This window comes from Shinella lacus (assembly GCF_010994755.1).
Classification (GTDB): domain Bacteria; phylum Pseudomonadota; class Alphaproteobacteria; order Rhizobiales; family Rhizobiaceae; genus Shinella; species Shinella lacus.
In genome coordinates this window covers 95281-116906 of record NZ_WHSB02000005.1, presented here as the reverse complement: position 1 = coordinate 116906, position 21626 = coordinate 95281, and the positions used below count along the sequence as shown (strand labels likewise).

Sequence of the window (21626 nt, the reverse complement as noted above, 5' to 3'; positions counted from 1 at the left end):
GTTCACGCTTTTAAGCTAGTGACGGCCCATCGAATGTGAAGCCGCGCCCCGCGAAAAATCGGATCACATGGCAATATAGCGGTCGGCGCGGTGGTTGACGGTGAGGAACAGGTTGAGCACCACGGCGCCGACGACCGAGCAGAGCACGATGAAGGGCGGTGCAACCAGAAAGGCCGCGACCAGCACCACGAGATCGAAGGCGAGCTGCACGAGGCCGGCGCGGATGCCGAAGCGCTCCTGCAGATAGACCGCCAGCACGCCGACGCCGCCGAGGCTGGCGCGGTGGCGGTAGAGCCCGAGCAGGCCGAAGCCGAGCAATATGCCGGCCAGCACCGCCGTCCACATCGGATCGATGCTCTCGATGCGCACGAAATGCGGTTGCAGCTCGGTGATCAAAGAGGTGAGCGAGACCGCGATGATGGTCTTGATCGTGAAAGCCCAGCCAAGGCGTTTGAGCGCCAGCACGTAGAAGGGGATGTTCACGACGGTGTAGAACAGGCCGAAGCTGTAGCCGGTGAGGTAGTGCAGGATGAAGGCGACGCCGGCGGTGCCGCTGGCCACCAGCCCGGCGCTGCTCATCAGCGCGAGGCCGAGGGCGGCGATCATGCTGCTCGCAAACAGGCCCTGCGCATCTTCCAGCGGCGTATGGCGGGTAGGGGTGGGGTTCCAGAAGCCGAAACGCCGTTTGTCCACGTCCATGCCTGATCTCCGATGGTCTTTTGCTGTTGTATAGCGCAGCGCTGCCGGCGCAAGCCTATGCCTGCCGGCGCGCCAGGAAGAGCAGGCCATGCACCGGCTGGCCGGCATCCTGCCGGATCACGCTCCTTTCGAGGGCGATGAGATCGAAGCCGCTCTCCGCCATCCGCCGGCGGATGAAGGCTTCCGGATGGGCATACCGCAGCGACGGGCGCAGCAGCGGCGCATCCCCCTCGCCGCCATTCTCCACCGAAAAGGCGAAGAGGCCGCCGGGCTTCGCAAGTTGCGCGGCGCTTGGAAACACCTCGGCGAGATCGCCGAGATACATCAGCACATCCGCGGCGCTGACGAGATCGGCGCGGCCCTCCGGCGCATCGGTAAACAGGCCGCTAGTCTCCGCCGGCCGCGACAGGTCGGCCTGCGCGAGATGGTCGTAGACCGCCTTTTCCGCCGCCTTGGCCAGCATGCCGGCGGAAAGGTCGAACCCTTCCAGCCGGCCGGTCTGGCCGCGGATTTCCACGCCGAACAGGCCGGTGCCGCAGCCGATATCGCAGACGAGGCCGAAATGCGCGTCCTCGCCCGCATGCTGAAGCACGAGCCGGGCGAGCGTGCGCGGCACAGTGTATTCCAGCCGCTCGACAAGCGCCGTATCGAAGCGGTCGGCATAGTCGTCGAAGAGGCGCGCGACATAGGGGCTTGGCGGAGCCGCGGGCGCGGTCGCGGCGCCGAGCACGGCGAGTTTCAGGCCGGCGCCAAAAATGTCGGTGGGGTCGAGGGCGACGACTTTTTCGAGCGCTGCCGTCGCCGCCTCCTTCCGGCCTGATTTTTCCGCATATTCGGCGAGCCGGAACCAGCCGGCGGCCCACATCGGCACCTGCTCGAGCGCCTGTTCCATGAGTTCCTGCGCCTCCGCGAACTCGCCCGATTCCGCGAACATGCGGGCATAATCGGCGCGACGGTCGGCGATGAGGTCGCCGGAGGAGAAATGCGGGCTCGTCATCGGGGCCTGTGGAAACGGGGAAACTGGCGGAGCTACATGGCAGGGCCGCGGCAAAAGGCAAGCGAATTCTCGTTGGGAAGCCGCTTGCTTGCCGCGGGACCGGTGACAGCTTATCTGAAAGCGAACGAATTTTTGGAGAATCAGCCCATGTCCAATGGCGTGAACGGGTTTCTCGGCGACACACCGCTGCGCGTGTTTATCAAGCTCCTGATCCTGTCGGTGGCCGTGGGCTTCCTGATGTCGGTCTTCGGGCTCTACCCGGACGACATCCTCTTCGCCGCCCGCGATTTCGTGGTCGACCTGTGGAACACCGGCTTCAAGGCGCTCGGCCGCATCGGTGACTACCTGCTGCTCGGCGCCGTCATCGTCGTGCCGGTCTTCATCCTCATCCGCATGTTGAGCTATCGCCGCTGACCATGGTTTCCCGACGCACCCTTCTTGCCGCTTCCGCGGCCGCCGTCGCAGCACTGGCCGCGGGCTGTTCCACCACCAGCGTGCTGACGCCATCCGCCGGCACCGGCAGCGACCAGACGCCGCCCTCGCTCGCGCTGATCAACAAGCTGCGCAGTGATCGCGGCCTGCCGACGCTCGCCATCGACAAGGCGGCGAGCCGCGCGGCAATGGACCAGGCAAGCCGCATGGCCGCCGCCGGCAAGATGGAGCACAATATCGGCTTCGGCGCGAATTTCCTGAAGCGCATGAAGGGTATGGAAGTCGCCCTGCCGGCGGCGGAAAACATCGCTGCCGGGCAGGATAGCGCCGCGGACGCGTTCGACGCCTGGTATCGCTCGCCGAAACATCTCGAAAACATGCTGGGTGCCGGCTATCGCGGCCTCGGCGTCGCGGTCGTCTCCAATCCCGCAACCGGCAACCGGCCCTATTGGGCCATGGTGCTGTCGAGCTGAACTGAAGCCTAGGGCGGGGCGGGACCATGAATGCGACGGCAGCAGGCGAAAACGGCGAGGCCGGTCCCTTCGAGGTGACGCACCGGCTCGTGCTGGCGATCGCCATTCCCATGACGCTCGGCTTCCTGACGACGCCGCTGATCGGGCTTACCGGCACGGCCGTGGCCGGCCGGCTGGGTTCCGCGGACGCGCTGGCAGGAATGGCCGTCGGCGCGGTGATTTTCGATCTCCTGCTCGGCAGCTTCAACTTTTTGCGCGCCTCCACGACGGGGCTCGTTGCGCAGGCCTTCGGCCGCGGCGACCGGCGCGAGGAGCAGGCGGTCTACTGGCGCTCGCTGACCATCGCGCTCTGTTGCGGGCTGGCGATCGCGCTGCTGTCGCCGCTGCTGCTCTCCGCCGGCCTCTTCCTGATGGCGCCCGGCCCGGGTGTTGCCGCGGTGACCACGACCTATTTCACGATCCGCGTGCTCTCCGCCCCCATGGCGCTCGCCAATTATGCGCTGCTCGGCTTCGTGCTCGGCCGCGGGCAGGGCACGACGGGGCTGCTGCTGCAGGCGATCATCAACGGCATCAACATCGTGCTGTCGATCACGCTGGGCCTCGGGCTTGGCTGGGGCATTGCCGGCATCGCCTGGGCCACCTTCGCCGGTGAAACCATCGGCATGGTGGCCGGCCTCCTCATCGTCGTCTCGCGCTTCGACCGGGCGAACCGGCCGACGCGCGCGGAAATCTTCGCGCGCACGCGGCTGAAAGCGCTCTTCTCGCTCAACCGCGACATCATGATCCGCACCTTCGTGCTGATCGGCGCCTTCGCCATCATGACGCGCATCGGCTCCTCGTTCGGCCCGCTCGTGCTCGCCGCCAATGCGGTGCTGATGAACATCTTCCTCGTCGCCGGCTATTATCTCGATGGCATCGCCAATGCGGCCGAACAGCTCGTCGGCCGCGCCTTCGGCGCGAATTTCCGGCCGGCCTTCGACCGCGCGGTGAAGCTCACCATGCTCTGGTCCTTCGGGCTTGGCGCCTTTACGACGGCGCTGTTCCTCGCCTTCGGGGCGGATGTGATCGGCCTGCTCACCACGACGGAAAGCGTGCGGGCGGAGGCGGCAGCCTACCTGCCATGGGCGGCGCTGACGGCGATCACCGGCGCGCTCGCCTTCCAGATGGACGGGGTGTTCATCGGCGCCACCTGGTCGTCGGCCATGCGCAACATGATGCTGGCGGCCTTTGCCGGTTATCTATTGGCGCTGGCCGTCTTCGTGCCGCTCTTCGGCAATCACGGCCTCTGGCTGTCGCTCAATCTGTTTCTCGCATTTCGCGGGATTTTCCTGGCCTTGCGGCTGCCCGTGCTGGCCGGGCGGCAATTCGCCTGAAGCATTTCCGGTTTTTGTCTTGCCGCATTATCCGACGCCGAAGCGATGCCGCTTCGGCTGGAAATGCTCAGGCTCGTCGGGCCGGAGCGCAACCCCGGCCCGGGCGCTCGATGGTCAGAATGGCTGGTCGAGCTGGGTGTCGATGTCCCGAACATCAAGCGGCTTTTTCGCGGGCACCGGCGTCAGCCGCACGATGCGGTCGGGATTTTCCGCCGTGGGATTTTCCGGCACGGTGCCGGGAGGAAGCGTGCTCTGCGCGATATCGGCCTTGCTGGCCCGCTCCGCCCCTGAGGTCTCAGCCTCGTTCACGTCCGCCCGGGCACGCAGCCAGTGCGAATATTCGCGGCCTTCCGGGCGACCTTCTTCTTCCCAAATTTCGTGGGCCCTTTGCCGGATCCTTTCGTTGTGATCGTCCATGGTCTTGTCCCTTCCTGCCTTTTTGGCCGTTATTGGGCGGGATCGGTGCAGGCTACCGTCGATCGTTATCGGCTTCTGCCGCGCACTCCACCCGCAAGAGAGAAACCCTGCCGGGCGAGTTTGGTTCCGTCGTGCCGCTCAGAGGGACCGGTCGGCCCAGTGCGCAAGCCGCGTATCGCGAAGCGCGGAAATCGAGGCGATCTGCTCGCGATCACAAATGCGCGAGAGCCCGCCGATGATCTCGCCGGCCAGCCCCGGGCCGGCATAGACCATGCAGGAATAGAGCTGGACGAGGTTTGCGCCGGCGCGAATCTTCTCCGCCGCCGTCTCCGCCGAGGAGACGCCGCCGACGCCGATGAGCGGCAGGTTTTCGCCGACGCGCCGGCGCATCTTGGCGAGCACGGTGGTCGATTTCTCGAAGAGCGGCTTGCCGGAAAGCCCGCCCGCCTCGCCGGCCTGGCGCGTATCGCGCAGGCCTTCGCGCGACAGCGTCGTGTTGGAGACGATGAGGCCGTCGAGCGGATGCGCGAGCGCCACCTCGGCGATGTCGTCGAGACCCTCTTCCGTCAAATCCGGCGCGATCTTCAGGAAGACCGGCACCTGCCGGCCGCTGCGCGCCGCTTCCTCCGCGCGGGCGGCAAGCACGGCGGAGAGCAATGCGTGCAGACTGTCCTTCGCCTGGAGATCGCGCAGGCCCGGCGTGTTGGGCGAGGAGATGTTGGCGGTGAAGTAGCGCGCGACGTCGTAGAAGGTGCGGATGCCCGCCACATAGTCCGCGACCCGGTCGGCGCTGTCCTTGTTTGCGCCGATATTGACGCCGATCAGCGCATCTCGCCGGCAGGTCTTCAGGCGTTCCAGCGCGGCGGCATGGCCGGCATTGTTGAAACCGAGGCGGTTGATGACGGCGTCGTCCTCGACGAGGCGGAAGATGCGCGGCTTCGGGTTGCCCTCCTGCGCGCGCGGCGTCACCGTGCCGATCTCCGTGAAGCCGAAGCCGAGGCGCAGCAGCGCTTCCGGCACGTCGGCGTTCTTGTCGTAGCCGGCGGCCATGCCGAGCGGGTTGGGGAAGGTGAGGCCGGCGATGGTCTGCGCGAGACGCGGATCGGCCTTCGCGGGGCAGGCCGGCACAATGCCGGTCTTCAGCGCGGCGATCGACATGCCGTGCGCGGTTTCGGGATCGAACAGGAAGAGGCCCTTGCGGCCGAGCGTCGAAAGCAGCGACATCACGCATTCATCTCCGGAAACTGGTGGGCGCCATCGGGGCCGAGCGGCAGGGGCCTTTCCCAAAGCACGGCGGCAAGCGGCAGGGCGGCGTAGAGATGGGGGAAGAGATCGCCGCCGCGCGAGGGCTCATAGACCAGCTTTTCGCCGAGCGCATCACCATCGACGGCGACCAGCAGGAGATCGCTCTGGCCGGCGAAATGGCGGGCGGCGGTCTCGATTGCCTGGGCGCTGGTGGAGAAATGAATGAAGCCGTCGGTGAGGTCGATCGCGGCGCCCTCGAAAATCCCGGCTTCCTTTGCTTTTTGCCACAGACTTGCCGGAACGATCTTGTAGATTGTTTTGGCCATCTCGCCCGTTTCTCCCTTGCCTGCCGTTCTCAACGGTAGCGCTTGCCGCAAAGAACGGCGAATGTCCACCGGCGACACGCCCGGGAACCGGTCCTTGGAGGATTTTGCATGCGAATTCGCTCTCTGCCCCTCGTCTTCGTCGCCGTCCTCCTGGCGGGCTCCGCCCAGGCGGAAGGCGAAGGCCGCTATCGCATGGACAAGACCGACAGCGGCTTCGTGCGCCTCGACACGGTGTCGGGCGAGGTTTCGCTGTGCCGGGAGCAGGACGGCCAGATCGTCTGCCGCATGGCGGCCGATGAGCGCGCGGCCTTCGAGAAGGAACTGGACCTCCTGACCAAGCGCGTCGAAGCGTTGGAAAAAGGCGGCGCAACCGGGCAAACGGCCGTAAAACCGTCACTACCCACGGATGAAGAGATTGACCGGACCATGAGCATCATGGAAAAGATGATGCAAAGGTTCATGGGCATCGTGAAAAACCTGGAGGACGGCGAGGAGGAAACCGCCCCCGGGACGGACGCGATCCCCGAAAAGACCTGACGGAGCATCCTTAGCCGGCGAAGACCGTGCCGCATCCGTCGCGAGGTCCATACTGGTCTTTGTACTCTGGGGAGGGAGCGCATGGCATCGGCACTCACGATCATCATCGCGGATGACCATCCGCTGTTCCGCGGCGCCTTGAAACAGGCGCTCACCGGAATGGCGGGCAATCCGGATATCGTCGAGGCGGGCGATTTCGAGGCGGCACGACAGGCCGCCACGGCCAATCCGAATGCCGACCTGCTGCTGCTCGACCTCGCCATGCCCGGCGTCAGCGGCCTTTCCGGCCTCATCTCGCTTCGCGCCGAATTCCAGAGCCTGCCCGTCGTGGTGGTCTCGGCAAGCGACGATCCGGCGACGATCCGCCGCGCGCTCGATCTCGGCGCCTCCGGCTTCATCTCCAAATCCGCCTCCATCGAGGATATCCGCGAGGGCATCGGCTCGGTGCTCGACGGCAATATCTACACGCCGGGCGGTTATGTGCGCGGGCCGGAGCAGGACAGTGAGGTGGCCGATCTCATCGCGCGCCTGCGCACGCTCACGCCGCAGCAGTCGCGCGTGCTCGCCATGCTCGCCGAAGGCCTGCTCAACAAGCAGATCGCCTATGAGCTGGGCGTCTCCGAGGCGACCATCAAGGCACATGTCTCGGCGATCCTGTTGAAGCTCAACGTCGACAGCCGCACCCAGGCCGTCATCCAGCTCGGCAAGATCGGCAGCGCGCAGGCGGCGGCCTAACCCTATTCGGCGGCCGCGCGCTCCAGCGCGGAAAACTGCGTCAGCCAGGCCCGCATGGAGGCGGGGCGCACGGGCTTGTTCTGCACGAGGATATTGTCGCGTTCCGCTTCGGCGCGCACATCCGGCGTGCGATCAGCCGTCACCAGCAGCGCCGGCACTTCGCGCCCGGCCGCGCGCCGCAGCGTGGCAATCGCGGCAATCCCCGTACCATCGTCGAGGTGATAGTCCGCAATGACGGCGTCGATGGCGGGCGGCCCGGCTGCCACCAGCGCCTCGACCGCCGCCACCGATTCGGCCAGCGTCACCGCGCAGCCCCAGCCGGAGAGCAGCAGGCGCATGCCGTCGAGGATCTTCGGCTCGTTGTCGATGCAGAGCACGCGCAGGCCTCGCAGCGGCTCGTCGCTCGCCGGCACGATCGCCGGCTTGTCGGCGACAGGGCGGCTTGCGGCGGCATCGACGGGTACCCGCACCTTGAAGCTGGTGCCGCGCCCCGGCGTCGATTGCAGCTCGACCGGGTGGGACAGCACGCGCGAGATGCGGTCGACGATGGAAAGGCCGAGGCCGAGGCCCGGTGCCGTGCGCGCGCCCTCGTCGAGGCGGGCGAACTCCTTGAACACCGTGCGGAATTTCGAGGCAGGAATGCCGATGCCGGAATCGAGCACCTGGAGAATGGCCTGTCCGCCCTTGCGCCGCACGCCGACCAGCACCTTGCCGGAGTTGGTGTATTTGATGGCGTTCGAAACGAGGTTCTGCACGACGCGTCGGAGCAGGTTCGGGTCCGTGCGGATGGCGAGCGAGGAGGAGAGCACAGTGAACTTCAGGTTCTTCGCGCGCGCCATCGGTGCAAAATCGGTCTCGATGCGCCTGAGCAGGTCCTTGAGGGGAACCGTCTGCACGCGCGGCTTCATGGCGCCGGTATCGAGGCGTGAAATGTCGAGCACCGCGCCCAGGATGGCCTCCACCGATTCCAGCGAGGAATCGATGTTGTGGATCATCTCCCGGTTTTCCGTCTCGCCGAGCCGCTCGACGAGGGAGGAGGAATAGAGGCGCGCAGCATTGAGCGGCTGGAGGATGTCGTGACCGGCGGCGGCGAAGAAGCGCGTCTTGCTGATATTCGCTTCTTCCGCGGCGGCGCGGGCTTCCGCAAGCTCTGTATTGACGCGGGTCAGTTCGGCCGTGCGCTGAACGACGCGCTGTTCCAGCGTCTCGTTGACCTGTTTCAGCGCGCGGTCGGCCGCCACCCGGTCGGTGATGTCGGTATAGGTGGAGACGAAGCCCTTTTCCGGCATGGCGTTGGTGCGCACTTCGATGATGCGCTCGCCGCCCGAAAGCACCAGCGCGAAGGGTTCGTCATAGATCATGGTGCGCGTCACCGCCGCCTCGCGGTCGGCCTCCGCGATATCGCCGCGCTCCACGAGGATGTCGACGATATCGGCCAGCGGAAAGCCGACCTGGCCGACATATTCCGGCAGGTCGAGCAACTGGCGGAAGCGGCGGTTCCAGACGGTGAGGTTGCCGGCGCTGTCGAAGACGGCGATGCCCTGGTCCATCTGGCCGAGCGCGGTCTGCAGCATGTCCTGGTTATATTGCAGCGCCTCGCTCGCCTGGTCGAGCAGCCAGTCGGTATCCGTCGGCGTGTCGTCGATGCGCTGGAGCACGAGGGACAGCACGAGGCGCGCGGAAGACGAGCCGATGGCGCTGCCGAGCAGCTGCTCGGAGAAATGCACGATCGCGGCGTCCGCCGGCGCATTGTCCTCCAGCCACCGGCCGACCTGGCGCTCATAGGTGTGGAACGAGCGCTGCATGCGCTCCTCGCCGAGATATTTGGCGATCGTCGTCTTGAGGTCCTTCACCGTCACCTTGGTGCGGCGGCCGCGGAAGGCGCGTTCGAGGCGGGGCTTGGAGGGGATGAAGGTGGCGGCCTGGAGCCGCTCCAGCGAGGTCGGATTGCGCGTCAGCGAGCCGACCACATAGGCACCGATATTGACCATCATCGCGACCAGCGTCGCGTTGACCAGCGGATCGGCATTGTCGCCGGTGAAGATAGTGGAGCCGGGGAAGAGGAAGCCAAGCACCGTTTCGGCGACATAGGCATTGTCCGCGACGCCGATGCTCGGCAGGAACAGCAGGTAGGCCCAGACGACGAGGCCGGAAATCATGCCGGCCATGGCGCCGCGCGCATTGGCATTGCGCCAGAACAGGCCGCCGAGGAGCGTCGGCGCCACCTGCGATATGGCGGCAAAGGCGAGCAGGCCCATCGAGGCGAGGCCGGCATTGGCGGTGGCGGCGCGGTAATAGGCGTAGCCGAGCAGCAGCACGAAGAAGATCGCGAGCCTCCGGATGCGCAGCAGCATGCGCGACAGGTCGTCCTGCTGCTCGACGCCGCCGATGAGGTTGCGGCGCAGCACCACCGGGATGACGATGTCGTTCGATACCATGATGGAGAGCGCCACCGAGGCGACGATGACCATGGCGGTGGCGGCGGAAAAGCCGCCGATGAAGGCCACCAGTGTCAGCACCGGCTGGTCGAGCGCGATGGGCAGCGTCAGCACATAGAGGTCGCCGTCGCCCGTGCCGTTGAAGGTCAAAACGCCGCCGATCGCCACCGGCAGGACGAAGAGGTTGATCGCGACGAGATAGAGCGGGAAGAGGATGCCCGCCATGCGCAATTCGCCGGCCGTGCGGTTCTCCACCACGGTGACGTGGAACTGGCGCGGCAGCATGACGATGGCGAAGGCCGACAGCACGATCAGCAGGATCCAGCGCGCGACCGGCGTCTCGTAGCTCAGCGACTGCATGACGCGTTCGTTTTGCGATGCCTGTTGCCAGAGGTCGCCCGGCCCATCGAACATGAAATAGATGACGTAGATGCCGATCGAGGCGATGGCGACGAGCTTCACCAGCGATTCCATAGAGATGGCGAGGATCAGGCCGTCCTGGTGCTCGGTGGCGTCCGTATGCCGCGTGCCGAAGACGATGGCGAAACAGGCGAGGAAGAGCGTCACGACCAGCGGCAGGTCGACGAGGCCGCCCGAGGACGCGATTCCGAAGCCTGTCGTATCGACCATGGCCGAGACGGAGCTCGAAACCGCCTTCAGCTGGAGCGCGATATAGGGAATGTAGCCGATCAGCGAGATCAGCGCGACGACGGCGGCGACGCCGGGGTTCTTGCCGTAGCGGGCGGCGACGAAGTCGGCGATCGAGGTGAGGCGCTCGGATTTCGCCAGCGTCACGATGCGGCGCACCAGCGGCATGCCGAGCGTGAACATCAGGATCGGGCCGATATAGATGCCGGCGAATTCCAGGCCGTGCGTGGTGGCGAGGCCGACGCCGCCGAAATAGGTCCAGGAGGTGCAGTAGATCGCGAGGCTCAGCGCATAGACCAGCGGCCGGCCCTTGGATGCTCGGCCGGAGTGCTTGGCCTTGCGATCTCCGTAACTTGCGACCGCGAAGAGCAGCAGCAGATAGGCGAGCGCCAAGGCGAATATCAGCGAGCCCGGCATGCTTCCTCCCGCAGTCCTTCGGCCTTCTTGGCGCAGAATAGGCCAAAGACGCCGGGAAGGAAATTGCGTCTAAGGTTGGGGGTGGACATGGACGGTGTGTAAACCCCTAGATATTGACAGGCCCCAGTTTCCTCCCGTGAAAAACTACACTAGGTTGCCCTTGCGTCGCAGCAAAAGGAGACCCGCATGCTCAATGAGTTCAAGGCGTTCATCGCCCGCGGCAATGTTATGGACCTCGCCGTGGGTGTCATCATTGGTGCAGCCTTCAACAAGATCGTCGAATCCATCGTCAACGACCTCGTCATGCCGATCGTCGGTGCTTTGACCGGGGGTGGTTTCGACTTTTCCAACTACTTCATCGCGCTCTCCGGCAATGTGACGGCAACGTCGCTCGCCGCCGCCCGCGAGCAGGGCGCCGTCTTCGCCTATGGCAGCTTCATCACCGTCCTCATCAACTTCCTGATCCTCGCCTGGATCATCTTCCTGATGATCAAGGGCGTGAACCGCATGCGCGCATCGCTGGAGAAGGAAAAGGCCGCCGGTGCTGCCGAGCCCGCGCCGCCGCCGGAAGACGTGCTGCTTCTTACCGAAATCCGCGACCTCCTGAAGAGCCGCCCGGCCGTCTGAGGTTTCGCCCCTATAGTGCGAATGGAAGGCCCGGTTCGCCGGGCCTTTTTACATTGCGGGCCAGCCCGTCGCGCGGGCCTGTTCGAGCGTCGCGAGCAGGGCATCGGCCGGGGAAAGCCCGAGCAGGTCGGCCTGCTGCCGGAGCCAGCCGGCATGCACGAGGCGGATTTCCACCGGGATGCGCTCGATGCCGAGCGCCAGCGCCGCCGCCATGCGGTGCTTGCCGTTGGTATGGCGGACGAGACGGCCTTCCGCATCGACCGCCACGCCGATGTCGCGTTCGGCGAGGTCCTGCCAGAGCGTGCGCGTCCAGCGGTGGCGCCGGCCGGTCTGGCCGAGCAGGCCGAGATCGGAATGCGGCACGATGCCGTTCGTCTCGATGTCGGCGATCAGTGCCAAGTAATATTCGAAATAGTTGTCGAGCTTGTCGATCGTGTCGATCACGATGCGGTTGCGCTTGACGACGGCGCCGTCATGGATGCGTTTTGCATAGCCGCGATAGCGCTTGCCCTCGCGAAAATCCTGCCGCGTATTGATGAGCTCCAGGATCTCCGCGTGCGAGGAGGAGTTTTCCAGCGGTTCGACGATCCGGCTCCAGTCGCTGCCGTCGAGGAAATGCGTGCCGATCCAGCGCAGTCGTTCGCGATCGGAAATATTGTCGCGAAGCCGCGTCGTCAGGCTCTTTGCGGCGACGGGGATGACCAGCTGTTCGCCGAAATGGAAGTGGCTTTGCGCGGCCGGGATGGCCGGGCCGCCCTCGCGATCGAGCCGCCTCACCGCGCGGTTGAACCGTCCGGTGAAGCCCGCCTGGGCCGCCAGGAAATCGCGCATCGGCACCCAGTCGAGCACCTTCTGGACAAAAGACGGCGCGGGCGGCCGCGCACCGGGCGGCACCCTTTGATAGACCGGTCGTGGAAGTTTCTGCTGGTCCGTCAACCTTTGCCCGAGCCCGTTGCCCATAGCCGTCGACGCGGGTGGGCGGCAAACAGCGCGGTCATCCATGACAAATAAACGACGGTTTTGCAAAGCAAGGCGGCTGAACGAGGCGTCTGCCCGACCGAAACCCCGGAGATTTCAGGCTTTGCCGGAACGGGATCACCCGCCCCGGTCGATGCCTTTTTGTCGCCCGGCGTGCCGTGCCTGCGAATCACGCTGTCGCGCCGGCCGTCTTCGTCTGGTGGATTTCGATGAGGCTCGGGCCGTTGCGCGAACCCGCCCGCTCCAGCGCCGCCGGCAGGTCGCGCACGTCCGCGAGCCGTTCGGAGGGCACGCCATAGGCGGTGCCGATGGCGATGAAATCCGGCGCGGAGGGCTTTACGCCTTCCGGCGTGATGCCGGCATCCACCATGTAGTTCTCGATCTCCTGGTAGCCGTCATTGTTCCAGACGAGGAAGATCACGCGCGCCTCCGCATCCGCCGCCGAGCCGATTTCCGACAGCGAGAACTGCAGGCCGCCATCGCCAACAAGGCAGACGATCGGCGCATCCGGCTCGGCAAGGGCGGCGCCGATCGCCGCCGGCGGGGCGTAACCGAGTGCGCCATAACCGGTCGCCGCATTGAACCAGCTACGCGCGCGCGGCGCATCGCAATAGTAGTTGCCGGCATAGACGGCCTGGGTGGAATCCCCGACGATGATCGCCTTCGGCAGCGCACGGTAGACCGCGTCGATAACGCCGACTTCCACCTGCATCTTCGGCGTCAGTTCCTTCCAGGCGTTCTTGCGCGCGGTTTCGGCGCGCGAAGCGCCGTTGCCGATCGGCTTGTGGCCTTCGAGGAAGCCGAGCATGCCGGCCGCCGCCGTCTTGGCGCTGGAGAAGATCGACAGGCCCGATTGCGGTGTGCGGGCAAGCTGCGCGGCGTCGATATCGATGCGGATCAGCGTTTTCAACCGCGGAAAACCACCGTCGACGTTGATGTCGTAGTCGGTCGGGCCGAATTCCGTGCCGAAGGCGACGACGAGGTCGGCATCGGCAAGCAGCCGGCGCACGGCCTTGAGGCTCGGACTTGCCGGCACGCAGAGCGCATTGCCGGCGAGCATGCCGCGGGCATTGACCGTGGTGACGACCGGGGCGCCGATGCGCTCCGCAAGCTCGCGGATTTCGTCTTCCGCCGTCACCGCGCCGCCGCCGGCAAGGATCACGGGCCGCGTCGCATTGGTGCAGAGGATCGCCGCGCGCTGCAGGGTTTCCGCATCGGCACGCGGACGGGTCGCGACGGCACGGGGGAAACTGCCGGTCTCGATGGGCTTGGCCATCACGTCGGTCGGGATTTCGATATGCACCGGGCCGGGACGGCCGGAGAGCAGCACGGCAAAGGCGCGCTCGACGACGAGCGGCAGGTCGGCGGGATTGAGCAGCGTGTGCGAATAGAGCGCCAGCGTCTTCATCATGCCCTGCTGGTCCGGCAGTTCATGCAGGAGGCCGCGGCCATGGCCGAGCGAATCGCGCCGGTTGACGCCGGAGATGACCAGCATCGGCACGGAATCCTGGCGCGCCTGCGCCATCGCCGTGATGGTGTTGGTGAGGCCGGGGCCGGTGATGACCAAAGCGACGCCCGGCTTGCCGGAGACACGCGCATAACCGTCCGCCATGAAGCCGGCGCCCTGTTCGTGGCGCGGCGTGATGTGGCGGATCTTCGAGGCGGCGAGGCCGCGATAGAGCTCGACCGTGTGCACGCCCGGAATGCCGAACACGACGTCGACGCCATTGGCCTCCAGCAGGTCGACGAGAACTTCGCCTACGGTTTTCGTGGTCATGCGCGGCGCTCCTTGGGGCTTGCGGATCGGGCGGCAAGCGCGGTGATGCGCCGGCAGGCCTCGTCGATATGGGCATCGGGTACGGTCAAACTGAGGCGGATATAGTCCTCCGCCTCGTCGCCGAAGGACGAACCCGGCATCACGGCGACCAGTTCTTCGCGGAGCAGCGCCCAGGCGAAATCCTCGCCGCTCATGCCGGTTTCGGCAACGTCGACGACGATGAACATCCCGGCCTCCGGCGGCAGCGGCACGAGGCCGGGCGCACGCGAAAGGGCGGCGACGAAGCGGGCGGCGCGTGCCTTATAGGTCTCGCGCATCGTGGCGGCGGTGGCGATCGGGTTGTCGAGCGCATAGGCCGTCATGTCGGCGATGAAGGGCTGGCCGCCGAACAGCATCGTCTCCGAAACCGACAGCAGGCGCGTGCAGAAATCCGCAGGCCCGATCGCCCAGCCGCTGCGAAAGCCCGGGGCGGCATGCGACTTGGAGATGGAGGAGACGACGATGGTGCGCTCGGCAAGGTCCGGATTGTCGAAGGGCGAGGCGAAGGTCGCGCCGAACACGAGCTGTTCGTAGACTTCGTCACAGACGATCCACAGGTCATGCTTGCGGCAGACCGCGCCGATTTCGGCGATCTCGTCAGCGCTCAGCACCGCGCCGGTCGGGTTGTGCGGCGTGTTGAGCAGCAGCACGCGGCATTGCGGCGTAATCGCCGCTTCGAGATCGGCCGCCTTCATGTGGAAACCGTTTTCCGGGCGCAGCGGCACGGCGATGCGCTCCGCCCCCGTCGAGCGGATGACGCCTTCATAGGTCGCATAGAGCGGGTCGCCGACGAGCACGGCATCGCCCGCTTCCACGAGGCCGAGCATGACGGCGAAGAGGGCGGTCTGAGTGCCGGGGAAACACAGCACGTTGGCGGTCGTGACGTCGTTGCGGCGCTTGCTGTACTTGCGCACCAGCGCATCGACGATGGAGGGCTCGCCGCGGCCGTTGGAGTAGCGGTAGCGGCCGGCATGCATGGCGCGCACGGCCTCGGCCAGCAGCATCGGATCCGGCGGCACGTCCGGCTCGCCGATGGTGAGCTCGATGATCGGCTTGCCCTCGGCCTTCATGCGCCGCGCTTCGGCATGGATGGCCCATTTTTCCGAGCCGAGATTCTGAAGCCGATCTGTGATGGATGCATAGCGCATGGCCGTTCTCCGCATTTCAATTGATGTCGTTTAGGTTCAGGCGCTCGTCGCGTCGACCGGCCTCAGGCGTAGTCCCAGCAGCGTTTCGATCGAGTTGAGCGCGATTTCGACCAGTTCGCTCTCGCCGAAAAGTTCGCCGGCGAGGCAGCCCTCCAGCCACAGTCCGTCGAGCAGGCCGTTGATGGCGATGGCCAGCGTCCGGCAGCGCTCCGGCGAGGCATCCTGGCCGCGCTCCGTCAGGAAATCGGCAAGCAGGCTTTCCAGCGCGTTGCGAAAGCTCAGATAGCCTTCGCGGTGGATGGCGGCGAGTTCGGGATCGACGCTGACCCGGCTGATGAACGAAGCCCAGAGCGAGAGGCTGCGGCTGTTGGCGACCGGCTCCGTCAGGTTGATGACGATGAAGTCACGCAGCCGCGTTTCCGGATCGCCCGTCACCCGCTCGGCCTTTTCGGTGAGCCGGCCGATGACGATGCGATAGGCCTCCTGAAGGATATGCTCCTTCGACTGGAAATAGTGCCGGATGAGGCCCGCCGTCACCCCCGCCTTGATGGCGATCTGCCGGACCGTCGCACCCTCAAGGCCGTATTCGGCAATGCAGTCGAGCGTCGCCTCGATCAGGTCGTGGCGGCGTTCGGCTTCTGGGGCGCGATGAAAGGTCCGGCGGGCCATTTTTCCTCCGTTAAGCCGCGCGGCGCAGCACCGGCCGCGTCAGGCAGGTCGGGCCGCCCTCGCAGGCGATGCACAGCGCATCCGCCTCGAAGGTCTCGACGGTGCAGCCGGCCGCTTCCATCGCCGCCTTGGTGGCCGGGAAGCCTTCCACCATGATGACCTCGTACGGCTTGGTCGGCAGGACGTTGAGCGACAGGCCGTTGCTGGCGTGGAATTCGTCGGCCGGCGCTTCGATGAGGCGGATGCCGCGCTTCTTGAGCAGCTGGTAGAAGGCCGCCGGCAGCAGCGGCGCGAAGACGAGCGCCAGGTCCTCGGCAAGCGGGCTCATCACGCTCATCAGGTGCAGGCAGGCCTCCTCGCCATGCCAGAGCGGCAGGTCATAGGCGAGCACGGTGATGCCGTGCGGCGCGAGGAGGGAGGAAATCTGGTCGATGCCTTCCTGGTTGGTGCGCACGCCGCGGCCGATGACCAGCGTCTTGGCGTCGAGCCAGATGCAGTCGCCGCCCTCGACGGTGCCTTCGCCGTGGATGCGGCCCAGGATCGGGATCTGGCGCTCGGCATAGGCCTTTTCATGCAGGGCGGTCTCGGCGACACGCAGCGGCTTGCCCATGCGCAGCAGGATGGCGCCATGGTCGGACATCAGCGACGGGTCATGGGTGAACATGGCGTCGGCAAGACCATCGCCCTCGTCCTCCAGCCAGATGATCTCGGTGCCGGATTTTTCGACCAGCTCGGCGAAGGCCTTGTACTGGTGCACGGCGCGTGCGCCGTCGAAGGTCGGGCCGTAATGCCACTTGGCGGCGTCGGCCCCCTTCAGGCTCTCGCCGGGGCGGCGCATCAGAACGCGCATCAGGGGGGCCGACATTTCCTGCGAACCGTAGGCGGTCATTCAATGCTCCTGCTGGAAATTTGATCATGGGTGGGCGCTGCCAGAAAAGTCAGCGTTTGACCTATTATACGCTTGAATAATTTCTTAACAAGTGCCACGATGCTTTCCACAAGACGCCACGACGGGCCGAAGATGCCCGCGGGAACGCTGAAAAACAGGGGAAGTTTGGCATGATCCATGCATCGATTTTCCGTGCGCTGGAGACCTCTCCACGATGACGGAACGCGCCGAGGCTATCGCGGTCAGGGACCTGCACAAGCGCTTCGGGCCGCTTGAAGTTCTCAAGGGCGTATCACTCACCGCGCATGAGGGCGATGTCATCGCCATCATCGGCGGTTCGGGTTCCGGCAAGTCCACCTTCCTGCGCTGTATCAACATGCTGGAGCTGCCGAGCGCCGGATCGGTGACGATCCATGGCGAGACGATCGCCATGAAGAAGGACGGCCATGGCGGCATGACGCCATCCGACCGCAAGCAGGTGCAGCGCCTGCGCTCCCGCCTCGGCATGGTGTTCCAGAGCTTCAATCTCTGGCAGCACATGACCATCCTCGAAAACGTCATCGAGGCGCCCGTGCATGTGCTGGGCGTCAAGAAGGACGAGGCGATCAGCCGCGCCGAGGCGCTGCTGCGCCGCGTCGGGCTCTATGAGAAGCGCGACGCCTATCCCGCCTTCCTCTCCGGCGGCCAGCAGCAGCGCGCCGCCATCGCGCGCGCACTCGCCATCCAGCCCCATGTCATGCTCTTCGACGAACCGACATCCGCGCTCGATCCCGAACTGGTGGGCGAGGTGCTCTCCGTCATCGGCGACCTCGCCAAGGAGAAGCGCACGATGATCCTCGTCACCCACGAGATGAAGTTCGCGCGCAACGTCGCGAGCCACGTCGTCTTCCTGGCGAATGGGGTCATCGAGGAACAAGGCCCGCCGGACGAACTGTTCGGATCGCCGAAATCGGAGCGGCTGAAGAAATTCATCAGCTCCATCCATTGAGAACCAAAAAAACCAACAGAGGGAAAATCATGAAGAGTGCCTTGAAGACAATCGCCCTTGCTGCCGCGATCGGCCTTGCGGCCATTTCGGGCGCGGCTGCCCAGCAGGTCCGCGTCGGTTTTGCCGCCGAGCCCTATCCGCCCTTCACCTCGCCGGACGCTTCCGGCAACTGGCAGGGCTGGGAAGTGGACTTCATGAAGGCGATCTGCGCCGAAGCGAAGCTCGACTGCGTCATCACGCCGGTCGCCTGGGACGGCATCATCCCGGCGCTGACCACCAACAAGATCGACATGATCATCGGCTCCATGTCGATCACGGCGGAACGCCTGCAGACGATCGACTTCTCCGACAAATATTACAACTCGCCTCCGGGCATCATCGGCGCCAAGGACGTGAAGTTCGAGGCGACGCCGGAAGGCCTCGCCGGCAAGACGCTCGGCGTGCAGGTTGCGACCATCCACCAGGTCTATGCGAACAAATATTTCGGCGAGGCGGGTGCCACGGTCAAGGAATACCAGACGCAGGATGAGGCCAACAACGACCTCGCCGCCGGTCGCATCGATGCGGTGCAGGCCGATTCCATTGCGCTTACCGACTTCCTGAAGACCGAGCAGGGCGCCTGCTGCGACATGAAGGGCACGGTGAAGGACGATCCGGAAATCCTCGGGCTGGGCGTCGGCGTCGGCCTTCGCAAGGGCGAAACGGAACTGAAGGACAAGATCAACGCTGCCATCAAGGCGATCCGCGCCAACGGCACTTATGACACCTTCTCGAAGAAGTATTTCGACTTCGACGTCTACGGCGGCTGATAGTCTGCCCTGTCCCTGATGCCGGCGGCACTTGCCGCCGGCCTTTCTCCTCGAATGGACACGAGACCCCATGGCCGATGCCGGATCGCTGATCAACTGGAGCCTGCTTGCGCTTGAGCCGCCCGGCTGGGGCGGGGTGATGCTGGCGGGGCTCTGGCAGTCCCTCCAGATTGCCGTCGGTGGTTATGCGCTCGGCCTGATCCTCGGCACCGGCGGCGCCATGGGCAAGCTCTATGGCGGCCCGGTCACCAAGGACCTCTTGGAGGTCTACACCACGCTGGTGCGCGCGGTGCCGGAGCTCGTGCTGATCCTCATTCTCTATTATGCCGGCACGGACGTGCTGAATCAGCTCTCGGCGCTCGTCGGCTTCGGCCCTGTCGATATCAGCGGCCTTGCGGCTGGCATCTTCGTCATCGGCGTCGTGCAGGGCGCCTATTCCACCGAGGTTCTGCGCGGCGCGATCAAGGCGGTGCCGGCGGGGCAGATGGAGGCGGCGCGCGCTTACGGCATGTCGCCGTTCCAGGTCATGCGCCGCATCACGCTGCCGGCCATGCTGCCGCATGCCATTCCCGGCCTCTCCAATCTCTGGCTGATCGCCACCAAGGACACGGCCCTTCTCGCGGTGGTCGGCTTCAGCGAGCTGACGCTGGTCACCCGCCAGGCGGCGGGCAGCACCAAGGCCTACCTGCTGTTCTTCTGCGCGGCCGGCGTGCTCTACCTGATGATCACGCTGGTCTCCAATGTGCTGATCGGCTTCATCGAGCGGCACTACCGACGCGGCATGGCGAGGGCCGCCTGATGAGCGACCCGACCATCACCGCCCTCGCATTGACAGACCTGCCGACGAAGAAAAGCATCTTCAAGCCGCATCGCATCGTGCTGATGGCGATCGCTGCCGCCGTTGTCTTCTGCATCGTCTGGTTCATGCGCTGGGACTGGGTGCCGGAATATTCTGATCGTCTTGCCGACGGTGTTGGTATGACGCTGATAATGCTCGCCAGCACCTCGATTCTCGGCTTTCTCCTGGCCGTGCCGATCGGCCTTGTACAGGTGACGGGGCCGTGGCCGCTGAAAATGCTGGCGCAGGTCTTCTGCACGGTGATCCGAGGCACGCCGCTTCTCCTCCAGCTTTGGCTGCTCTATTATGGGCTCGGTTCGCTCTTTCCGCAGTTCCCGGAAATCCGTAATTCCTTCCTCTGGCCCTATTTGCGTGAATCCTGGCCCTATGGCGTGGTGGCGTTGACCCTCTCCTTCGCTGCCTATGAGGGCGAGGTTATGCGCGGCGCCTTTGCCGGTGTGCCTTCGGGCGAGCTAGAGGCAGCGCGCGCCTATGGCATGAGCCCCTTCACCGTCTTCCGCCGTATCTGGCTGCCGCGCGCCGTGCATCGCGCCCTGCCGACGTTAACCGGCGAGACCGTGCTGCAACTGAAGGCGACGCCGCTCGTCGCGACGATCACCGTCATCGATGTCTACGCCATCATCTCCCAGGTGCGGCAGAAGACCTATTTGACCTATGAGCCGCTGCTGCTGCTGGCGCTCATCTATCTCTGCCTGACCGCCATCCTGGTGGTCGGCTTCCGCTACTTCGAGAGCAAAATCCCCACACGTGGTGCCTGAAATGACGATCCATACGACGCTGCAAAATTCCATGCCCGAAATGGTGGCGATCCGCCGCGACCTGCACGAGCACCCGGAACTGGGCCTGGAGGAGGTGCGCACCTCCGATGTCATCGCGCGCCATCTGGAAAGCTACGGCTACAAGGTCACGCGCGGTTTCGCCAAGACCGGCCTGGTCGCGACGCTGGTAAACGGCACCAGCCGCAAGTCGATCGGCATCCGCGCCGATATCGATGCCCTGCCGATCTTCGAGGAGACCGGCCTTCCCTATGCCAGCAAGACGCCGGGCAAGATGCACGCCTGCGGCCACGACGGGCACACGACCATGCTGCTGGGGGCTGCGAAGGCGATCGCCGAGCGGCGCAATTTCGACGGCACGGTACACCTGATCTTTCAGCCGGCCGAAGAGAATTTCGGTGGCGCCAAGATCATGGTGGAGGAGGGGCTGTTCGACAAATTCCCCTGCGACGCCGTCTTCGCACTGCATAACGAGCCGGGCCTGCCCTTCGGCCAGTTCGCGCTGCGCGACGGCCCAATCATGGCGGCGGTCGACGAGGCGCGCATCACTGTGAATGGCGTGGGCGGCCACGGCGCGGAGCCGCAGGAGACGCTGGACCCGATCGTCGGCGGTGCCTCCATCGTCATGGCGCTCCAGACCATTGTCTCGCGCAACATCCATCCGCTCGATCCGACGGTGGTGACGGTCGGCTCCTTCCATTCGGGCTCCGCCAGCAACATCATCCCGAGCCGCGCCGAAATTGTCGTCGGCATCCGCTCCTTCGATCCCGCGGTGCGCGACGAGCTGGAGCGCCGCATCCGCCTCATCGCCGAGCGCCAGGCCGAAAGCTACGGCATGACGGCGACGGTGGATTACCAGCGCTTCTACGATGCGACGGTCAACCACACGGCCGAGACGGACCTGGTGCGCCAACTCGCCACCCGCTTTGCCGGCGCCGACAAGGTCGTCGACCTGGAGCGGCCCTTCATGGGCAGCGAAGATTTCGCCTACATGCTGAAGGAACGGCCGGGCACCTATTTCTTCCTCGGCGGCAAGGGCGGCGAGAACGACAAGTCGCTCCATCACCCCGGTTACAATTTCAACGACGACCTGCTGCCCATCGGCGCCGCATTCTGGACGGAGCTTGCCGAACACTACCTTCGGGCTGGCTGATCGACACAATCCTGCCACAATTGGGACGCGCGGGAGCGAGTTTTTTCGCCGATTTTTCGGGCTTCACACATTCGTGAAACCCTTGAAATCAGCTTAGCGGATTTTTACCGTCATAAATCTTTAACAATGCGTCTCTCTTGTACACTTTTACCGCGCAAGCGGGCGCCCCCCCGGCGC

23 protein-coding genes are annotated in these 21626 nt (G+C 65.3%); 11 read left to right on the top strand and 12 right to left on the bottom strand.

Features of this window, described 5'->3' with window-relative positions:
• Positions 1 to 63: 63 nt before the first annotated feature.
• Positions 64 to 699: a DUF6198 family protein gene (locus GB927_RS15005; protein WP_256117944.1), complete on the bottom strand. Its 636-nt coding sequence runs from the start codon at positions 697 to 699 to the stop codon at positions 64 to 66.
• 55 nt (positions 700 to 754) lie between these two features.
• A complete protein-coding gene (locus GB927_RS15000; RefSeq protein WP_256117943.1) occupies positions 755 to 1696 on the bottom strand; it encodes a class I SAM-dependent methyltransferase in 942 nt (313 codons plus the stop codon).
• Positions 1697 to 1843: 147 nt separating this feature from the next.
• Between GB927_RS15000 and GB927_RS14995 the strand changes: the two genes are divergently transcribed.
• Genes GB927_RS14995 through GB927_RS14985 form a run of 3 tightly spaced genes read left to right on the top strand, consistent with a single transcriptional unit; the run spans position 1844 to position 3974 of the window.
• The gene (locus tag GB927_RS14995; protein ID WP_256117942.1) at positions 1844 to 2110 is read left to right on the top strand and encodes a DUF6460 domain-containing protein; all 267 of its coding nucleotides are present in this window, start codon (positions 1844 to 1846) and stop codon (positions 2108 to 2110) included.
• A 2-nt stretch (positions 2111 to 2112) separates the two neighbouring features.
• Positions 2113 to 2601, top strand: coding sequence for a CAP domain-containing protein (locus tag GB927_RS14990; RefSeq protein WP_256117940.1), 489 nt, complete (start codon positions 2113 to 2115; stop codon positions 2599 to 2601).
• A 26-nt stretch (positions 2602 to 2627) separates the two neighbouring features.
• Complete coding sequence (locus GB927_RS14985; RefSeq protein ID WP_256117937.1) at positions 2628 to 3974, top strand: MATE family efflux transporter; 1347 nt, start codon at positions 2628 to 2630, stop codon at positions 3972 to 3974.
• Between the two features lie 114 nt (positions 3975 to 4088).
• On the opposite strand, the gene GB927_RS14980 is transcribed toward GB927_RS14985, so the two are convergent.
• The 3 genes from GB927_RS14980 to GB927_RS14970 form a co-directional block, all read right to left on the bottom strand.
• On the bottom strand, positions 4089 to 4391 hold the full coding sequence (locus GB927_RS14980) for a DUF2934 domain-containing protein (RefSeq protein WP_256117935.1): 303 nt from the start codon (positions 4389 to 4391) through the stop codon (positions 4089 to 4091).
• A gap of 138 nt (positions 4392 to 4529) precedes the next feature.
• Positions 4530 to 5615, bottom strand: a complete 1086-nt coding sequence (locus GB927_RS14975) for a quinone-dependent dihydroorotate dehydrogenase (protein ID WP_256117933.1) — start codon at positions 5613 to 5615, stop codon at positions 4530 to 4532.
• Positions 5615 to 5962, bottom strand: a complete 348-nt coding sequence (locus tag GB927_RS14970; RefSeq protein WP_256117927.1) for a DUF952 domain-containing protein — start codon at positions 5960 to 5962, stop codon at positions 5615 to 5617. Before GB927_RS14970 ends, GB927_RS14975 begins: the two co-directional genes overlap by 1 nt.
• Positions 5963 to 6070: 108 nt before the next feature.
• On the opposite strand from GB927_RS14970, the gene GB927_RS14965 reads away from it, so the two are divergent.
• Positions 6071 to 6499, top strand: coding sequence for a hypothetical protein (locus GB927_RS14965; protein ID WP_256117926.1), 429 nt, complete (start codon positions 6071 to 6073; stop codon positions 6497 to 6499).
• A gap of 81 nt (positions 6500 to 6580) precedes the next feature.
• Positions 6581 to 7234 carry a response regulator gene (locus GB927_RS14960; protein WP_256117925.1) on the top strand — a complete coding sequence of 218 codons (654 nt, stop codon included), beginning with the start codon at positions 6581 to 6583 and terminating at the stop codon, positions 7232 to 7234.
• A 2-nt stretch (positions 7235 to 7236) separates the two neighbouring features.
• Here GB927_RS14960 and GB927_RS14955 read toward each other — a convergent pair whose 3' ends face one another.
• Positions 7237 to 10737 (bottom strand): hybrid sensor histidine kinase/response regulator, encoded by a 3501-nt coding sequence (locus GB927_RS14955; protein WP_256117923.1) that lies wholly within the window; start codon positions 10735 to 10737, stop codon positions 7237 to 7239.
• A 186-nt stretch (positions 10738 to 10923) separates the two neighbouring features.
• Here GB927_RS14955 and mscL point away from each other — a divergent pair, with 186 nt between their 5' ends.
• Entirely contained in the window at positions 10924 to 11364 is a 441-nt protein-coding gene (gene mscL / locus GB927_RS14950) for a large conductance mechanosensitive channel protein MscL (protein ID WP_160857655.1), read from the top strand.
• A gap of 48 nt (positions 11365 to 11412) precedes the next feature.
• On the opposite strand, the gene GB927_RS14945 is transcribed toward mscL, so the two are convergent.
• The 6 genes from GB927_RS14945 to GB927_RS14920 form a co-directional block, all read right to left on the bottom strand.
• Complete coding sequence (locus tag GB927_RS14945) at positions 11413 to 12300, bottom strand: hypothetical protein (RefSeq protein WP_256117922.1); 888 nt, start codon at positions 12298 to 12300, stop codon at positions 11413 to 11415.
• Positions 12301 to 12511: 211 nt separating this feature from the next.
• Complete coding sequence (locus GB927_RS14940; protein WP_256117920.1) at positions 12512 to 14119, bottom strand: 5-guanidino-2-oxopentanoate decarboxylase; 1608 nt, start codon at positions 14117 to 14119, stop codon at positions 12512 to 12514.
• The gene (locus GB927_RS14935) at positions 14116 to 15306 is read right to left on the bottom strand and encodes a pyridoxal phosphate-dependent aminotransferase (RefSeq protein ID WP_256117919.1); all 1191 of its coding nucleotides are present in this window, start codon (positions 15304 to 15306) and stop codon (positions 14116 to 14118) included. The genes GB927_RS14940 and GB927_RS14935 overlap by 4 nt, the downstream gene beginning before the upstream one ends.
• A 36-nt stretch (positions 15307 to 15342) precedes the next feature.
• Positions 15343 to 15975, bottom strand: a complete 633-nt coding sequence (locus GB927_RS14930; RefSeq protein WP_256117918.1) for a TetR family transcriptional regulator C-terminal domain-containing protein — start codon at positions 15973 to 15975, stop codon at positions 15343 to 15345.
• A gap of 10 nt (positions 15976 to 15985) precedes the next feature.
• Positions 15986 to 16864 (bottom strand): dimethylarginine dimethylaminohydrolase family protein, encoded by an 879-nt coding sequence (locus GB927_RS14925; protein ID WP_256117917.1) that lies wholly within the window; start codon positions 16862 to 16864, stop codon positions 15986 to 15988.
• Positions 16861 to 17043 carry a hypothetical protein gene (locus GB927_RS14920; protein ID WP_256117915.1) on the bottom strand — a complete coding sequence of 61 codons (183 nt, stop codon included), beginning with the start codon at positions 17041 to 17043 and terminating at the stop codon, positions 16861 to 16863. Before GB927_RS14920 ends, GB927_RS14925 begins: the two co-directional genes overlap by 4 nt.
• A 35-nt stretch (positions 17044 to 17078) precedes the next feature.
• Here GB927_RS14920 and GB927_RS14915 point away from each other — a divergent pair, with 35 nt between their 5' ends.
• From GB927_RS14915 to GB927_RS14895, 5 genes are all read left to right on the top strand, one after another.
• On the top strand, positions 17079 to 17852 hold the full coding sequence (locus GB927_RS14915) for an ABC transporter ATP-binding protein (RefSeq protein WP_256117914.1): 774 nt from the start codon (positions 17079 to 17081) through the stop codon (positions 17850 to 17852).
• 29 nt (positions 17853 to 17881) lie between these two features.
• Positions 17882 to 18661: a transporter substrate-binding domain-containing protein gene (locus GB927_RS14910; RefSeq protein WP_256117913.1), complete on the top strand. Its 780-nt coding sequence runs from the start codon at positions 17882 to 17884 to the stop codon at positions 18659 to 18661.
• Between the two features lie 70 nt (positions 18662 to 18731).
• Positions 18732 to 19460 carry an ABC transporter permease gene (locus tag GB927_RS14905; RefSeq protein ID WP_256117912.1) on the top strand — a complete coding sequence of 243 codons (729 nt, stop codon included), beginning with the start codon at positions 18732 to 18734 and terminating at the stop codon, positions 19458 to 19460.
• Positions 19460 to 20278, top strand: coding sequence for an ABC transporter permease (locus GB927_RS14900; protein WP_256117911.1), 819 nt, complete (start codon positions 19460 to 19462; stop codon positions 20276 to 20278). Before GB927_RS14905 ends, GB927_RS14900 begins: the two co-directional genes overlap by 1 nt.
• Before the next feature lies 1 nt (position 20279).
• Positions 20280 to 21449: a M20 aminoacylase family protein gene (locus GB927_RS14895; protein ID WP_256117910.1), complete on the top strand. Its 1170-nt coding sequence runs from the start codon at positions 20280 to 20282 to the stop codon at positions 21447 to 21449.
• Positions 21450 to 21626 lie beyond the last annotated feature (177 nt).

Coding starts and splice junctions, on each gene's coding strand:
- GB927_RS14960 (WP_256117925.1), top strand. CDS start 6,581: ATGGCATCGGCACTCACGATCATCATCGCGGATGACCATCCGCTGTTC.
- GB927_RS14990 (WP_256117940.1), top strand. CDS start 2,113: ATGGTTTCCCGACGCACCCTTCTTGCCGCTTCCGCGGCCGCCGTCGCA.
- GB927_RS14895 (WP_256117910.1), top strand. CDS start 20,280: ATGACGATCCATACGACGCTGCAAAATTCCATGCCCGAAATGGTGGCG.
- GB927_RS15000 (WP_256117943.1), bottom strand. CDS start 1,696: ATGACGAGCCCGCATTTCTCCTCCGGCGACCTCATCGCCGACCGTCGC.
- GB927_RS14995 (WP_256117942.1), top strand. CDS start 1,844: ATGTCCAATGGCGTGAACGGGTTTCTCGGCGACACACCGCTGCGCGTG.
- GB927_RS14935 (WP_256117919.1), bottom strand. CDS start 15,306: ATGCGCTATGCATCCATCACAGATCGGCTTCAGAATCTCGGCTCGGAA.
- mscL (WP_160857655.1), top strand. CDS start 10,924: ATGCTCAATGAGTTCAAGGCGTTCATCGCCCGCGGCAATGTTATGGAC.
- GB927_RS14915 (WP_256117914.1), top strand. CDS start 17,079: ATGACGGAACGCGCCGAGGCTATCGCGGTCAGGGACCTGCACAAGCGC.
- GB927_RS14970 (WP_256117927.1), bottom strand. CDS start 5,962: ATGGCCAAAACAATCTACAAGATCGTTCCGGCAAGTCTGTGGCAAAAA.
- GB927_RS14985 (WP_256117937.1), top strand. CDS start 2,628: ATGAATGCGACGGCAGCAGGCGAAAACGGCGAGGCCGGTCCCTTCGAG.
- GB927_RS14930 (WP_256117918.1), bottom strand. CDS start 15,975: ATGGCCCGCCGGACCTTTCATCGCGCCCCAGAAGCCGAACGCCGCCAC.
- GB927_RS14955 (WP_256117923.1), bottom strand. CDS start 10,737: ATGCCGGGCTCGCTGATATTCGCCTTGGCGCTCGCCTATCTGCTGCTG.
- GB927_RS14900 (WP_256117911.1), top strand. CDS start 19,460: ATGAGCGACCCGACCATCACCGCCCTCGCATTGACAGACCTGCCGACG.
- GB927_RS14980 (WP_256117935.1), bottom strand. CDS start 4,391: ATGGACGATCACAACGAAAGGATCCGGCAAAGGGCCCACGAAATTTGG.
- GB927_RS14910 (WP_256117913.1), top strand. CDS start 17,882: ATGAAGAGTGCCTTGAAGACAATCGCCCTTGCTGCCGCGATCGGCCTT.
- GB927_RS14925 (WP_256117917.1), bottom strand. CDS start 16,864: ATGACCGCCTACGGTTCGCAGGAAATGTCGGCCCCCCTGATGCGCGTT.
- GB927_RS14920 (WP_256117915.1), bottom strand. CDS start 17,043: ATGGATCATGCCAAACTTCCCCTGTTTTTCAGCGTTCCCGCGGGCATC.
- GB927_RS14905 (WP_256117912.1), top strand. CDS start 18,732: ATGGCCGATGCCGGATCGCTGATCAACTGGAGCCTGCTTGCGCTTGAG.
- GB927_RS15005 (WP_256117944.1), bottom strand. CDS start 699: ATGGACGTGGACAAACGGCGTTTCGGCTTCTGGAACCCCACCCCTACC.
- GB927_RS14975 (WP_256117933.1), bottom strand. CDS start 5,615: ATGTCGCTGCTTTCGACGCTCGGCCGCAAGGGCCTCTTCCTGTTCGAT.
- GB927_RS14940 (WP_256117920.1), bottom strand. CDS start 14,119: ATGACCACGAAAACCGTAGGCGAAGTTCTCGTCGACCTGCTGGAGGCC.
- GB927_RS14965 (WP_256117926.1), top strand. CDS start 6,071: ATGCGAATTCGCTCTCTGCCCCTCGTCTTCGTCGCCGTCCTCCTGGCG.